A 14,408-nucleotide genomic window follows, 5' to 3' on the forward strand; every position below is an offset into this window, starting at 1 on the left:
TTACTGTCCGGCAGGCAGATAGGGAGAGGTGACGCCGGCGCGCTGCAGCTTTTCCTGATAATCCCGTTTGACGATATCCAGCGCCGCCAGCGCGGTGGCCGGATCGATCTCGTTGCATTCCAGCAGGTAAATCAAGTCTACCGCCAGCTGCAGTTCGGGTGAGGCGTTTTCCAGAGACATAGCACCTGCGCTTATTTAATTAATGGGATGAATAACTCGGGTATCGGCAGAGTATAGTGAACCCGGCGCGCAACCGGGGAATAATCATTAAAATATTGTGATAAATCTTCAAAAACCGTTTTCTTTGCGCTCGATATTGCGCTCGATGCGCGCCAACGCCTGACGACAGCGCATCAGCCGCCCCTCCAGCGCCGCCAGCTCGTGCTGCAGCTTTTGCTGCGCCGCCAGCGTGGTCTGGCGCCCCAGCAGGCTTTCCCGATCCTGAATCATGGCGATCAGCCGGCGTTCGTAATCCTGATGCTCGGCCAGCTTGTGGTAGAGATCGACCTCGGGGGCTTCCTTCGGCTGATTCTTGCGCCGCAGCGCCTGGGTCGCCAGCTCGCGCTGCAGGGCGGCGATCTGAGCCACCAGTTTTTCGGCCAGAAAGGCCACCTGGCTGGCGCGGCTGTCGTTAGCGGCGTTTTGCAGCTGGGCGAAGTTTTTCTCCACTTCGGCCAGGTAGTCGCGCAGCCGCGTGCCGCGGTTGGCGAACAGGGCGGCGTCGAACCGCGCCTGCGGGATCGGGGCGTCGCCGCGCGGGCTGACTTCGGCCGCCAGCGCCGCAATCTGCTGTGCCAACACCTGTAATAGACGCTGAGTGCTCACATAAGCTCCCTCTTGATTTCAACAGGCGTAAGCTTGCCCGCGAAGCCGTCCTGAAACAAGCGCCGCATGCATATTCCGCCGGCGCGGCGCCGATGCTACAGTAAGCCGCAACCGATTGAGGAGCGAAGAACCGCATGACGCGTGGGTTATTGATCATTTTGGGCTGGTTGGCGGTGGTGCTGGCGACGTTGGGCGTGGTGTTGCCGCTGTTGCCGACCACGCCGTTCCTGCTGTTGGCCGCCTGGTGCTTCGCCCGCTCTTCGCCGCGCTTTCATCACTGGCTGCTGCACCGTTCCTGGTTTGGCCCTTATCTGCGCCATTGGCAGCAGCATCGCGCGCTGCCTCCGGGGGCGAAGTGGAAAGCGGTGCTGGTGATCGTGCTGACCTTCGCCTGTTCGCTGTGGCTGGTGAAAATCTGGTGGGTGCGCGGGCTGTTGCTGCTGATGTTGGCCATTTTGCTGACCTTTATGCTGCGCCTGCCGGTTATTGATCTGCCGCAACAAAAACAGCGCTGATTGTACCTTAAACTCCTCAATAGCTTTCAAGCCGCAGCCAGGCGACAAACGCAGGCATCCCCGGGAGCTTACTTAGGTAAGTAATGCGTGCGGTCAACAACGCTGTGGGGTGAAAGATGCAGGGGAGAGTTGCATTTGTCCGCCAGTTTGCATAGATTTGGGCGTTTTCGTGCGCGGATCGCCTGCCATTTTTTCTCCGGTGTGTTTCACCCGGGGGCGGCGGGTGAGCGGCGCGCCGGTTTTCAAGCAGTTTTATCAGGCAACAATTATGACCGCTACTGCGCAGCAGCTTCAGTTTATTAAAGACAGTATCAAAACCATCCCGGATTATCCGAAGCCGGGCATCCTGTTCCGCGACGTGACCAGCCTGCTGGAAAACCCGTTGGCCTACGCCGCCAGCATCGAGCTGCTGGTTGAGCGCTATCGCGAAGCGGGCGTGACCAAGGTGGTGGGTACCGAAGCGCGTGGTTTCCTGTTCGGCGCGCCCGTCGCGCTGGCGTTGGGCGTCGGTTTCGTGCCGGTGCGCAAACCGGGCAAACTGCCGCGCGCCACGCTCAGCGAAAGCTATGAGCTGGAGTACGGCACCGACAAGCTGGAGATCCACACCGACGCCATCACCGCGGGCGACAAAGTGCTGGTGGTGGACGATCTGCTGGCGACCGGCGGCACCATTGAAGCGACCACCAAACTGATCCGCCGTCTGGGCGGTGAAGTGAAAGACGCCGCGTTCATCATCAACCTGCCGGATCTGGGCGGAGAAGCGCGACTGAACAAGCTGGGCATCGACTGCTACTGCCTGGTGGACTTCGCCGGTCATTGATGCGGCATCGCCCCTTGGGCACAACGGCCTCGCGGATTGCCGCGGGGCTGTGTTAGCATGACCCTCCAGATTACTCGACTTCTCCGGTATTAATGAGCTATCAGGTTCTCGCCCGTAAGTGGCGCCCTCAAACGTTCGCAGACGTGGTCGGCCAGGAACATGTCCTGACCGCGCTGGCCAACGGCCTCTCGCTGGGGCGGATCCATCACGCCTATCTGTTCTCGGGCACGCGCGGCGTGGGGAAAACCACCATCGCCCGCTTGCTGGCCAAAGGCCTGAACTGTGAAACCGGCATCACCGCCACGCCGTGCGGCCAATGCGACAACTGCCGCGAGATCGAGCAGGGGCGCTTCGTCGATCTGATCGAGATCGACGCCGCTTCCCGAACCAAGGTGGAAGATACCCGCGATCTGCTGGACAACGTCCAGTACGCGCCGGCGCGCGGCCGCTTCAAGGTCTACCTGATCGATGAAGTGCACATGCTCTCGCGCCACAGCTTCAACGCGTTGCTGAAGACGCTGGAAGAGCCGCCGCCGCACGTCAAATTCCTGTTGGCCACCACCGATCCGCAAAAATTGCCGGTGACCATTCTTTCCCGCTGCCTGCAGTTTCACCTCAAAGCGCTGGACGTCGATCAGATCCGCCAGCAGCTGGAAACTGTGCTGACGGCGGAGCAGATCACCAGCGACGCCCGCGCGCTGCAGCTGCTGGCGCGCGCCGCCGACGGCAGCATGCGCGATGCGCTGAGCCTGACCGATCAGGCGATCGCCATGGGGCAGGGGCAGGTGACGGCCGCAACCGTCAGCCAGATGCTCGGCACGCTCGATGACGAGCAGCCGCTGGCGATCCTCGAAGCGCTGGTCAGCGCCGACGGTGAAAAGGTGATGGCGCAGGTCGCGCAGGCCGCTTCGCGCGGCGTGGATTGGGAAAACCTGCTGGTGGAGACGCTGGCGTTGCTGCACCGCATTGCGATGGTGCAACTGCTGCCTTCGATGCTCGACAACCACTACGCCGCCGTGGAACAACGGCTGCGTGAGCTGGCGCGCACCCTGCCGCCGGCCGATGTGCAACTCTATTACCAGACGCTGTTGGTGGGCCGCAAAGAGCTGGCCTATGCGCCGGATCGCCGCATGGGGGTTGAGATGACCCTGCTGCGCGCGCTGGCGTTTCACCCGAAAGCGGTGATCCCGGAGCCGGTGGCGTTGGTGCAGACCGCGCCGGCGCCGATGGCGCAGCCGCAGCAGGCCGCATCGCCACAGCCGCCGCAGTTTCAGGACGCGCCGCCGCCGCTAGGGCAGCCGGCCGCGCCGCAGCGACAATCATCGACTCCTTTACCGGATGCCACCGCCCAGCTGTTGAAAGCGCGGTCCCAGCTGCAACGGCAGCAGGGAGCATCCACACCAAAAAAGAATGAGCCGGCGGCGCCAGGAATAGCGCGGCCGGCAAACTCGGCGCTGGGGCGTTTGGCTTCCGTGACCGAGCGCAGCCAGCAGCGCCTGGCGGAGAAGAAGGTGCCGGAAAAACCGGCGAAACCGGAAGCCTATCGTTGGCGCGCGCAGACTGAGCCCGAGGCGGCGCCGGAACCGCTGGCGACGCCGAAAGCGCTGCGCACGGCGTTGGAGCACGAGAAAACGCCGGAGCTGGCCGCCAAGCTGGTGGTGGAGTCGCTGGAGCGCGACGCCTGGGCGGCGGAAATCGATAAGCTGAAGATCCCGAAACTGGTGCAGCAGCTGGCGTTGAACGCCTTCAAGCAGCAGCCGGAGCCGGGCAAGATTAGCCTCCATCTGCGGTCTTCGCAGCGCCATCTGAATTCGCCTTCGGCGCAGAAGACGCTGGCCGACGCGCTCGGTGAGCTGTACGGCAGCCCGATCGAGCTGACCGTGGTGGAGGACGATAATCCGGCGGAGCGCACCCCGCTGGAATGGCGACAAGCCATCTATGAGGAAAAGCTGGCGCAGGCGCGCCAGTCCATCGAAGCGGATACCAACATTCAGACGCTGCGCCGATTCTTCGACGCGGATCTGGATGAAGAGAGTATTCGCCCCCTTTAAACGCTGCGCGATGTGCGCGGCCCTAGCGACGAGAGACGACTATGTTTGGTAAAGGCGGTCTGGGCAACCTGATGAAGCAAGCCCAGCAAATGCAAGAAAAAATGCAGCAGATGCAGGAAGAAGTCGCCAAATTGGAAGTGACCGGCGAATCTGGCGCCGGCCTGGTGAAAGTCACCATCAATGGCGCGCACAACTGCCGCCGCGTGGAAATCGATCCAAGCCTGATGGAAGACGACAAAGAGATGCTGGAAGATCTGATCGCCGCTGCGTTTAACGACGCCGCGCGCCGCATCGAAGAGACCCAGAAAGAGAAAATGGCCTCCGTCTCCAGCGGCATGCAGTTGCCGCCTGGCTTCAAGATGCCGTTCTGATGCAAACCAGCCCGCTCCTTGAATCCCTGATGGAGGCGCTGCGCTGCCTGCCGGGCGTCGGCCCGAAATCGGCTCAGCGCATGGCGTTTCAGCTGCTGCAGCGCGATCGCAGCGGCGGCATGCGCCTGGCGCAGGCGTTGACGCGCGCGATGTCGGAGATCGGCCACTGCGCCGACTGCCGCACCTTCACCGAGCAGGACGTCTGCACCATTTGCGCCAATCCGCGCCGCCAGCAAAACGGCCAGATTTGCGTGGTGGAAAGCCCGGCGGATATCCACGCCATCGAGCAGACCGGCCAGTTCGCCGGGCGCTACTTTGTGCTGATGGGGCATCTGTCGCCGCTGGACGGCATCGGGCCGGGCGATATCGGTCTGGATCGCCTGGAGCAACGGCTGGAAAAGGAAAGCATCACCGAAGTGATCCTCGCCACCAACCCGACGGTGGAAGGGGAGGCGACCGCCAACTATATCGCCGAGATGTGTGGCCAGTATGGCGTGCTCGCCAGCCGCATCGCCCACGGCGTGCCGGTGGGCGGCGAGCTGGAGATGGTCGACGGCACCACGCTGTCGCATTCGCTGGCGGGACGCCACGCCATCAAGTTCTGATGTTTTCCCGGATGGGGCCGCCCGGCCCCATTGTTTTTTGCCAAAAATTTCCCGCCGTCCGCTTGAAAAACAAGACCCTGACCCTCATCTGATCCTCATTGTTCGATTTTGGTAGCCATTGTCTTTGAGGTAATCAATGAGTATGAAAGGTCAAGAAACCCGCGGGTTCCAGTCTGAAGTAAAACAGCTGCTTCATTTGATGATCCATTCGCTGTACTCCAACAAAGAAATTTTTCTGCGCGAGCTGATCTCCAACGCCTCTGACGCCGCCGACAAGCTGCGCTTCCGCGCTCTGTCCGCGCCGGAGCTGTATGCCGGCGACGGCGAGCTGCGCGTGCGTTTGTCCTTCGATAAAGAGCAGCGCACCCTGACCATTGCCGACAACGGCATCGGTATGCGCCGCGAAGAAGTGATCGAAAACCTCGGCACCATCGCCAAATCGGGCACCAAAGCGTTTCTGGAATCCATCGGTTCCGACCAGGCGAAAGACAGCCAACTGATCGGCCAATTCGGCGTCGGTTTCTACTCGGCGTTCATCGTGGCGGACAAAGTGACCGTGCGCACCCGCGCGGCCGGCGCCGCCGATGACGAGGGCGTGTTCTGGGAGTCCGCCGGTGAAGGCGACTACACCATCGCCGACATCACCAAAGAAACCCGCGGCACCGAAATCACCCTGCATCTGCGCGAAGGCGAAGATGAGTACCTCGACGCCTGGCGCCTGCGCTCGGTGATCGGCAAATATTCCGATCACATCGCCTTGCCGGTGGAGATCGAAAGCAAGAATGAAGAAGACGGCACCGTCACCTGGGAGAAGATCAACAAGGCGCAGGCCCTGTGGACCCGCAGCAAGGCTGACGTGACCGACGAAGAGTACAAAGAGTTTTACAAGCACATCGCCCACGATTTCACCGATCCGCTGAGCTGGAGCCACAATCGGGTGGAAGGCAAGCAGGAATATACCAGCCTGCTGTATATCCCGGCGCAGGCGCCGTGGGACATGTGGAACCGCGATCACAAGCACGGCCTGAAGCTGTACGTGCAGCGCGTGTTCATCATGGACGACGCCGAGCAGTTCATGCCGAACTATCTGCGCTTCGTGCGCGGCCTGATCGATTCCAACGATCTGCCGCTGAACGTATCGCGCGAGATCCTGCAAGACAGCCGCGTGACGCAGAACCTGCGCGGCGCGCTGACCAAGCGCGTGCTGCAGATGTTGGATAAGCTGGCCAAAGACGACGCCGAAGGCTACCAGAAATTCTGGCAGCAGTTCGGTCTGGTGCTGAAAGAAGGCCCGGCGGAAGACAACGGCAACCAGGAAGCGATCGCCAAACTGCTGCGCTTCGCCACCACCCACGGCGACAGCTCGGCGCAGACCGTGTCGCTGGAAGAGTACGTCGGCCGCATGGCGGAAGGGCAGGAAAAGATTTACTACATCACCGCCGACAGCTACGCCGCCGCCAAGAGCAGCCCGCATCTGGAGCTGTTCCGCAAGAAAGGTATCGAAGTGCTGCTGTTGTCCGATCGCATCGACGAGTGGATGATGAGCTACTTGACCGAGTTCGACGGCAAGCCGTTCCAGTCGGTCAGCAAGGCGGATGAAACGCTGGATAAACTGGCGGATGAAACCGAAGAGCAGAAGGCGGCCGAGAAGCAGTTGGAACCGTTCATCGAACGCGTGAAAACCCTGCTGGGCGACCGCGTGAAGGATGTGCGTCTGACGCACCGCCTGACCGATACGCCGGCGATCGTGGTGACCGACGCCGACGAGATGAGCACCCAGATGGCCAAGCTGTTCGCCGCTGCGGGCCAGCAGGCGCCGGAAGTGAAGTACATTTTCGAGCTTAATCCTGAGCATGCGTTGGTCAAACGCGCATCCGACGTGGGCGATAACGAACATTTCGCCGAGTGGATCGACCTGCTTTTGGATCAGGCGCTGTTGGCTGAACGCGGCACGCTGGAGGATCCGAACCTGTTCATCCGCCGCATGAACAAGTTGCTGTCCGCCTGAAGTTGATTATATGCGCCCTTAACGGCACCGTTAGGGGCGCATTTCCTGTTTTTCCCTGCATTTTCCCCTCTTTTGTTCGCTTGAATTTTTGCATGTTCCGCAATCGATTTCCTTCGCGCGCCTTGAGCCTGCCCCCCCTGAAATGGTATCGTTGAGCGTTTTCGCAATTTTATAAAAACTACATAGCAAGGGGATTTACGCAATGCGTATCATTCTGCTGGGCGCTCCGGGCGCTGGTAAAGGTACTCAGGCTCAATTCATCATGGAGAAATACGGCATTCCGCAAATCTCCACCGGTGATATGTTGCGCGCAGCCGTGAAGGCCGGCAGTGAACTGGGCAAGCAGGCGAAAGAGATCATGGACGCCGGCAAGCTGGTGACCGATGAGCTGGTGATCGCGCTGGTCAAAGAGCGCATCGCTCAGGAAGATTGCCGCAAGGGCTTCCTGTTGGACGGCTTCCCGCGCACCATTCCGCAGGCTGACGCGATGAAAGAAGCCGGCATCAACGTGGACTTCGTGCTGGAGTTCGACGTGCCGGACGAGCTGATCGTTGACCGCATCGTTGGCCGCCGCGTGCACGCGCCGTCCGGCCGCGTATACCACGTGAAGTTCAATCCGCCGCAGGTGGAAGGCAAAGACGACGTGACCGGCGAAGAGCTGACCACGCGCAAGGACGATCAGGAAGAGACCGTGCGCAAGCGCCTGGTGGAATACCATCAGATGACCGCGCCGCTGATCTCTTACTACAGCAAAGAAGCGGCAGCGGGCAACACCCAATACCGCAAAATCGACGGCACCCGCAAGGTGGCCGAAGTGAGCGCAGAGCTGGCGACTATCCTCGGTTGATAGCAAGCTGGCTGTGCATGACGCCGGGCCTGTGGCCCGGTCGTTTTTTTTTGCCGTTTTCCCGCCAAATTGTGATCGCGGCGGCTTGTTGCGGCCGTGCCCGTTAATCGCCCGCGCCAAATGGCGTATAACAAGCCTGCGTTTTCATCCTCAGCAGGGAGCCGGCATGCTCAGACAGACCAAACTTCTGGCGGAAGCCACCGCGCGCCAGATCGTCCAGCGGGCGATGGGCATCATCAGCCATTCCGTCAACGTGATGGACAGCAACGGCGTGATCATCGCCTCCGGCAACCCGCAGCGTCTGTTCCAGCGTCATGAAGGCGCGGTGCTGGCGCTGGCGGAGAATCGGGTGGTGGAAATCGATCGCGCCACCGCCGAACACCTGAAGGGCGTGCGGCCCGGCATCAACCTGCCGTTCAGCTTTCGCAATCAGCGGGTGGGAGTGATCGGCATTTCCGGCGAGCCGGCCGAGGTGCGCGCCTACGCCGAGTTGGTCAAAATGGCGGCGGAGATGATGGTGGAGCAGGCGGCGCTGCTGGATCAGCACCAGTGGGAAAAACGCTACCGGGAAGAGCTGGCGAACCAGCTGTTGCAGCCGCAGCCGAACACGGCGTCGCTGGAAGCGATGGCGGCGTATCTGGGATTGGATCTGCGCCAGGCGCGCATCGTCTGGATCGTCGAGCTGCAAGAGGCGCAGCCGCACCTGCTGCGCGAACTGCTGGCTGAGCTGGAGGCCACCCAGCGCGATGCGTTGATCGCCATTACCGGCTTCAATGAAATGACCCTGCTGCGCCCGGCCAGCATGGCGCAAGGCGAGTGGAGCCTGAAGCTGGAGCGCCAACAGGCGCAGCGTTTGCAAAACCAGCTAAAGCATCGCTTTCGGGTGCGGCTGATCGTCGGCGGTTTCTACGACGATCCGCAAAGCGCCTACCGCTCCAGCCTGACCGCGCGCGCCACCCAGGCGATGGCGCAGCGCCTGAAATTGCGCCACGCCACGCTGTTCTACCACGACTATCCGCTGCCGTCGCTGCTGTGCGATCTCGGGGAGGACTGGCGAGCGCAAGAGCTGGGGCGCCCCTGGCGGACGCTGGAGGAACAGGATGAAAAAGGCGTGCTGCGCGCCACGCTGCGCCACTATTTTTCGCAGAATTGTGATCAGACGCAGGCCGCCGCGCAGCTGCATATTCACGTCAATACCCTGCGCTATCGCCTGCAGCGCATCGAAGCCATAACCGGCATGAAAATCAATCAATTAACTGACTCTCTGCGGTTGTATATCGGCATGCTGATGCACGACTGAGTTGTGCCAACCCACAAATTCCGCGCCGTTCCTTCGGCGATTTTTTGTTGTTTCCCCTCAGGCCAACGCCGGGCGCGCGGGATATGTTGGCCTGCACATCAACCACGGAGAAAACAACAATGACAACCGTATCCACTCTGGGGGCGCTGGTGGCGTTAGCCGTCGCCATCGTCCTGATTCTACGCAAGGTTCCACCGGCTTACGGCATGATTGCCGGCGCGCTGGCGGGCGGGCTGTGCGGCGGCGCCGATCTGGTGCAGACCGTGACGCTGATGATCGGCGGGGCGCAGGGCATCACCAACGCCGTGATGCGCATTCTGGCGGCGGGGGTATTGGCCGGGGTGCTGATCGAATCCGGCGCGGCGCACACCATCGCCGAAACTATCGTACGCAAGGTGGGCGAAACCCGCGCGCTGCTGGCGCTGGCGGTGGCTACACTGATCCTGACGGCGGTGGGGGTGTTTATCGACGTGGCGGTGATCACCGTCGCGCCGATCGCGCTGTCGATCGCCCAAAAGGCCGGCATTTCTCGTGCGGCGATCCTGCTGGCGATGATCGGCGGCGGCAAGGCCGGCAACGTGATGTCGCCCAACCCGAACACCATCGCGGCGGCGGACAACTTCCACGTGCCGCTCACCTCGGTGATGATGGCCGGCATCGTGCCGGGGCTGTGCGGCCTGGTGGTGGCCTATCTGCTGGCGCGTCGCCTGAGCGATAAAGGTAGCAGGGTGATGGCTGAAGAGCTGACTCAGCATGCCGAAGGGGCGCGGCCGGGCTTCGCTGCGGCGATCAGCGCGCCGCTGGTGGCGATCCTGCTGCTGTCGCTGCGGCCGATCGCCGGTATCGCCGTTGATCCGCTGATCGCGCTGCCGGCCGGCGGTTTGGCGGGTGCGCTGCTGATGGGGCGCATTCGTCAGTGCAATCAGTTTATGGTCTCCGGCCTGTCGCGCATGGCGCCGGTGGCGATCATGCTGCTCGGCACCGGCACGCTGGCGGGCATTATCGCCAACTCGGCGCTGAAGGATGTCTTGATTACCGGTTTGACGCACACCGGGCTGCCGGCCTGGCTGCTGGCGCCGCTGTCCGGCGCGCTGATGTCGATGGCGACCGCCTCGACCACCGCCGGCACCGCCGTCGCCTCCGGGGTGTTCAGCTCCACGCTGCTTGAGCTGGGGGTGAGCGGATTGGCCGGCGCGGCGATGATCCATGCGGGCGCCACGGTGCTGGATCACCTGCCGCACGGCAGCTTCTTCCACGCCACCGGCGGCAGCGTCAATATGGCGGTGCACGAGCGGCTCAAACTGTTGCCGTATGAAACGCTGGTGGGGTTCACCATCGCGGCAATCTCGGCGCTGATGTTTGGCGTATTTAACCTGGCGGGATAAGGAACAGTGATGAAAACGCTGAAAAAAGTGGTTATTGCCCCGGATTCTTTCAAAGAGAGCCTGAGCGCGCTCGGCGTCGCCGACGCCATCGAGCGGGGATTCCGTCAGATTTACCCGCAGGCGCACTACGTGAAGCTGCCGATGGCGGACGGCGGTGAAGGGACGGTGGAGTCGATGGTGGCGGCCACCGGCGGTGAAATCGTTCAGGTGACGGTCACCGGCCCGCTGGGGGATCCGGTGCAGGGGTTCTATGGCTTGTTGGGCGACGGCGAAACCGCGGTGATTGAAATGGCCGCCGCCTCCGGGCTGCATCTGGCGCCGCCCAACCGGCGCGATCCGCGCATTACCACCAGTTACGGCACCGGCGAATTGATGCTGGCGGCGTTGGATCGCGGCGTGAAGGCGATCGTTCTCGGCATCGGCGGCAGCGCCACCAACGACGGCGGCGCCGGAATGATGCAGGCGCTGGGCGTTAAATTGCTGGATAAGGCTCGTCACCCGCTGCCAATGGGCGGCGCGGCGCTGGCGCAGCTGGCGCACCTCGATCTCGCCGGACTGGACGCGCGTTGGCAGCGGGTGAGCGTAACCGCCGCCTGCGACGTGGATAACCCGCTGTGCGGTGCAAAGGGCGCGTCGGCGGTATTTGGGCCGCAGAAAGGGGCGACGCCGGAGATGGTGGCGCAGCTCGATGCGGCGCTGCATCACTACGGCGAACTGCTGGAACGGGAAACCGGCCGCGCCGTGCTGGCCCAGCCAGGGTCGGGCGCGGCGGGCGGCATGGGGGCGGCGCTGCTCGGCATGCTCAACGCGCGTTTGCGGCCGGGCATCGAGATTGTCACTGAAACCCTGCGCCTGGATGAAGCGGTGCGCGATGCCGATTTGGTGATCACCGGCGAAGGGCGGCTGGACAGCCAGTCTGTCCACGGTAAAACGCCGATCGGCGTGGCGCGGGTAGCCAAGCGTCACGGCGTGCCGGTGATCGCCATTGCCGGCAGCCTGGCGCCGGATTATCCGGTGGTGCATCAGCACGGCATCGATGCGGCGTTTTCGGTGCTCGATCGCATCGTGACGCTGGAAGACGCGCTGGCGGACGCCGATCGCAATCTGCAGGTGACGGCGCGCAATGTGGCGGCGGTATGGCAGCTGGCGCAAGGAAGATGCCCACAGGCATAGCCTGTTGCTGTTATCGGTTTCGACGCAGGACTTTTCCGTTACAATAGCCGGCATTAATGGCTGCTGACATCCCGACCCAGAACGGAATGCCGGCCGGAAAGGAAATGAGGGGAACTGAGATGAAGCAAGAGAAACACGGCGTATTGCTGGTGAACCTGGGCACGCCAGATGCGCCGACCTCGTCGGCGGTCAAACGCTATCTGAAGGAATTCCTCAGTGACGATCGCGTGGTCGATACGGCGCCGCTGATCTGGTGGCCGATCCTCAACGGCGCGATCCTGCCGATCCGCTCGCCGCGCGTGGCGAAACTCTATCAGTCGGTGTGGATGGAAGAGGGTTCGCCGCTGCTGGTGTACAGCCGCCGCCAACAGCGGGCGCTGGCGGCGCGCATGCCGAATACGCCGGTGGAGTTGGGCATGAGCTACGGCTCGCCGAGCCTGGCGGAAGCCATCGACAAGCTGCTGGCGCAGGGCGTGACCAACCTGGTGGTGCTGCCGCTCTATCCGCAATATTCCTGTTCCACCAGCGCGGCGGTATGGGATGGCGTGGCGCGGGTGCTGAAAGGCTATCGCCGCTTGCCTTCTGTGGCCTTCATTCGCGATTACGCCGAACACCCGGCCTATATCGCCGCGCTGCAACAAAGCGTGGAGCGCTCGTTCGCCGAGCACGGCCAGCCGGACCGGCTGGTGCTGTCTTTCCACGGCATCCCCAAACGTTATGCGCGGCTGGGCGACGACTACCCGCAGCGCTGCGAGGATACGCTGCGAGCGCTGAGCGCGACGCTGCCGCTGGCGCCGGAGCGGGTGATGATGACGTACCAATCGCGCTTCGGCCGCGAGCCTTGGCTGACGCCGTATACCGATGAGACCCTAAAAGGGCTGCCGGCGCAGGGCGTGAAGCACATTCAGCTGATCTGCCCCGGTTTCTCAGCGGACTGCCTGGAAACGCTGGAAGAGATTAAAGAGCAGAACCGCGAGATCTTCCTTAAGGCCGGCGGCGAGAAATTTGAATACATCTCTGCGTTGAACGACGAGCCGGCGCATATTGACATGATGCAACAACTGGTGGCGCAGCGTCTGTAATCATCCATAATCTGTCTATTAGATGCATCGTGATCGGGCGGGGATGTGTTAACATTCTCCGCTTGTTAAACCGCCACCACCACCAATCACATGAAATTTCCTGGTAAACGCAAGTCCAAACACTATTTCCCGGTGAGCGCCCGCGATCCGCTTCTGCAGCAGGCCCAGCCCGAAAGTGAAATCAGCACCTCGTATATCGTCGGCATCGACCAGACGCTGGTGGATATCGAGGCGAAAGTGGACGACGCTTTTGTCCAGCGCTACGGCCTGAGCCTGGGCCACTCTCTGGTGATCGAAGATGACGTCGCCGAGGCGCTGTATCAGGAATTGAATGAAAACAACCTGGTCACCCATCAGTTCGCCGGCGGCACCATTGGCAACACCATGCACAACTATTCGGTGCTGGCGGACGACCGCTCGGTGCTGCTCGGCGTGATGTGCAGCAACGTGAAAATCGGCAGCTACGCCTACCGTTATCTGTGCAATACCTCCAGCCGCACCGATCTTAACTATCTGCAGGGCGTTGACGGCGCCATCGGCCGCTGTTTCACGCTGATCGGCGAAAGCGGCGAGCGCACCTTCGCCATCAACCCCGGCCAGATGAACCAGCTGCGCCCGGAAAGCATCCCTGAAGAGGTGATCGCCGGCGCGTCGGCGCTGGTGCTGAGCTCTTATCTGGTGCGCTGCAAGGAAGGGGAGCCGATAAAGGAGGCTACCCTGCAGGCGATCGAATACGCCAAAAAGCACGATGTGCCGGTGGTGCTGACCCTGGGCACCAAGTACGTGATCGCCGACAACCCGCAGTGGTGGCGCGACTTCCTGAAGGAAAATGTGACCATTCTGGCGATGAACGAAGACGAAGCGCTGGAGCTGACCGGGCTGAGCGATCCGCTGACCGCCTCGGACATGGCGCTGGAGTGGGTGGATCTGGTGCTGTGCACCGCCGGGCCGAACGGCCTGTATATGGCGGGCTACACCGAAGAGGCCAACAAGCGTCAGACCCAGCACCCGCTGTTGCCGGGGCATATCGCCGAGTTCAACCGCTACGAGTTCAGCCGCGCCATGCGCCGCGAACACTGTGAGCATCCGCTGCGCGTTTACTCGCACATCGCGCCGTATATGGGCGGGCCGGAGAAGATCATGAACACCAACGGCGCTGGCGACGGCGCGCTGTCGGCGTTGCTGCACGATATCGCCGCCAACGGTTATCACCGCCACAACGTGCCAAACTCGAGCAAGCACGTGCGCAGTTACCTGACATACTCTTCGTTGGCGCAGGTGTGCAAATACGCCAACCGCGTCAGCTACCAGGTGTTGAACCAGCATTCGCCGCGTCTCACTCGTGGCCTGCCGGAGCGCGAAGACAGCCTGGAAGAGTCCTATTGGGAGCGTTAACCCGCTGAAAAAGAAAAGGTCCGGCATGCCG

General features: G+C 62.1%; 14 protein-coding genes and 1 other annotated feature. Of the genes, 12 read left to right on the forward strand and 2 right to left on the reverse strand.

All coding sequences use genetic code 11. The features are described from left to right. Both rsmS and priC read right to left on the reverse strand, forming a co-directional pair. The gene (rsmS, locus tag SERRSCBI_RS05155; protein ID WP_016928837.1) at positions 1-180 is read right to left on the reverse strand and encodes a pleiotropic regulatory protein RsmS; all 180 of its coding nucleotides are present in this window, start codon (positions 178-180) and stop codon (positions 1-3) included. Between the two features lie 108 nt (positions 181-288). After that, positions 289-825: a primosomal replication protein PriC gene (gene priC / locus SERRSCBI_RS05160; RefSeq protein WP_033642112.1), complete on the reverse strand. Its 537-nt coding sequence runs from the start codon at positions 823-825 to the stop codon at positions 289-291. Positions 826-959: 134 nt separating this feature from the next. Here priC and SERRSCBI_RS05165 point away from each other — a divergent pair, with 134 nt between their 5' ends. From SERRSCBI_RS05165 to SERRSCBI_RS05220, 12 genes are all read left to right on the forward strand, one after another. Next, positions 960-1,340 carry a DUF454 family protein gene (locus tag SERRSCBI_RS05165; protein ID WP_004940275.1) on the forward strand — a complete coding sequence of 127 codons (381 nt, stop codon included), beginning with the start codon at positions 960-962 and terminating at the stop codon, positions 1,338-1,340. Positions 1,341-1,608: 268 nt separating this feature from the next. Next, positions 1,609-2,160, forward strand: coding sequence for an adenine phosphoribosyltransferase (gene apt, locus SERRSCBI_RS05170; protein WP_019454166.1), 552 nt, complete (start codon positions 1,609-1,611; stop codon positions 2,158-2,160). A gap of 92 nt (positions 2,161-2,252) precedes the next feature. Continuing rightward, complete coding sequence (dnaX, locus tag SERRSCBI_RS05175; RefSeq protein WP_042783807.1) at positions 2,253-4,211, forward strand: DNA polymerase III subunit gamma/tau; 1,959 nt, start codon at positions 2,253-2,255, stop codon at positions 4,209-4,211. Continuing rightward, positions 3,544-3,608: a sequence feature (DnaX frameshifting element), on the forward strand. It overlaps the preceding gene by 65 nt. A 41-nt stretch (positions 4,212-4,252) precedes the next feature. Further along, a complete protein-coding gene (locus SERRSCBI_RS05180; RefSeq protein WP_004940264.1) occupies positions 4,253-4,582 on the forward strand; it encodes a YbaB/EbfC family nucleoid-associated protein in 330 nt (109 codons plus the stop codon). Beyond that, positions 4,582-5,187 carry a recombination mediator RecR gene (gene recR, locus SERRSCBI_RS05185; protein ID WP_004940263.1) on the forward strand — a complete coding sequence of 202 codons (606 nt, stop codon included), beginning with the start codon at positions 4,582-4,584 and terminating at the stop codon, positions 5,185-5,187. The genes SERRSCBI_RS05180 and recR overlap by 1 nt, the downstream gene beginning before the upstream one ends. A 142-nt stretch (positions 5,188-5,329) precedes the next feature. After that, entirely contained in the window at positions 5,330-7,195 is a 1,866-nt protein-coding gene (gene htpG, locus SERRSCBI_RS05190; protein ID WP_033651110.1) for a molecular chaperone HtpG, read from the forward strand. Between the two features lie 202 nt (positions 7,196-7,397). Beyond that, on the forward strand, positions 7,398-8,042 hold the full coding sequence (adk, locus tag SERRSCBI_RS05195) for an adenylate kinase (RefSeq protein ID WP_004940261.1): 645 nt from the start codon (positions 7,398-7,400) through the stop codon (positions 8,040-8,042). A gap of 166 nt (positions 8,043-8,208) precedes the next feature. After that, positions 8,209-9,342, forward strand: a complete 1,134-nt coding sequence (locus SERRSCBI_RS05200; RefSeq protein WP_033651111.1) for a sugar diacid recognition domain-containing protein — start codon at positions 8,209-8,211, stop codon at positions 9,340-9,342. Positions 9,343-9,461: 119 nt separating this feature from the next. Next, the gene (locus tag SERRSCBI_RS05205; RefSeq protein ID WP_042783808.1) at positions 9,462-10,727 is read left to right on the forward strand and encodes a GntP family permease; all 1,266 of its coding nucleotides are present in this window, start codon (positions 9,462-9,464) and stop codon (positions 10,725-10,727) included. 9 nt (positions 10,728-10,736) lie between these two features. After that, complete coding sequence (locus SERRSCBI_RS05210; RefSeq protein ID WP_042783809.1) at positions 10,737-11,900, forward strand: glycerate kinase; 1,164 nt, start codon at positions 10,737-10,739, stop codon at positions 11,898-11,900. A 119-nt stretch (positions 11,901-12,019) separates the two neighbouring features. Continuing rightward, positions 12,020-12,982, forward strand: coding sequence for a ferrochelatase (hemH, locus tag SERRSCBI_RS05215; protein ID WP_004940253.1), 963 nt, complete (start codon positions 12,020-12,022; stop codon positions 12,980-12,982). Between the two features lie 90 nt (positions 12,983-13,072). Next, on the forward strand, positions 13,073-14,377 hold the full coding sequence (locus SERRSCBI_RS05220) for an inosine/guanosine kinase (protein ID WP_033651114.1): 1,305 nt from the start codon (positions 13,073-13,075) through the stop codon (positions 14,375-14,377). Positions 14,378-14,408: the final 31 nt, after the last annotated feature.

The sequence above is a fragment of the Serratia sp. SCBI genome (assembly GCF_000747565.1).
Classification (GTDB): Bacteria; Pseudomonadota; Gammaproteobacteria; order Enterobacterales; family Enterobacteriaceae; genus Serratia; species Serratia ureilytica.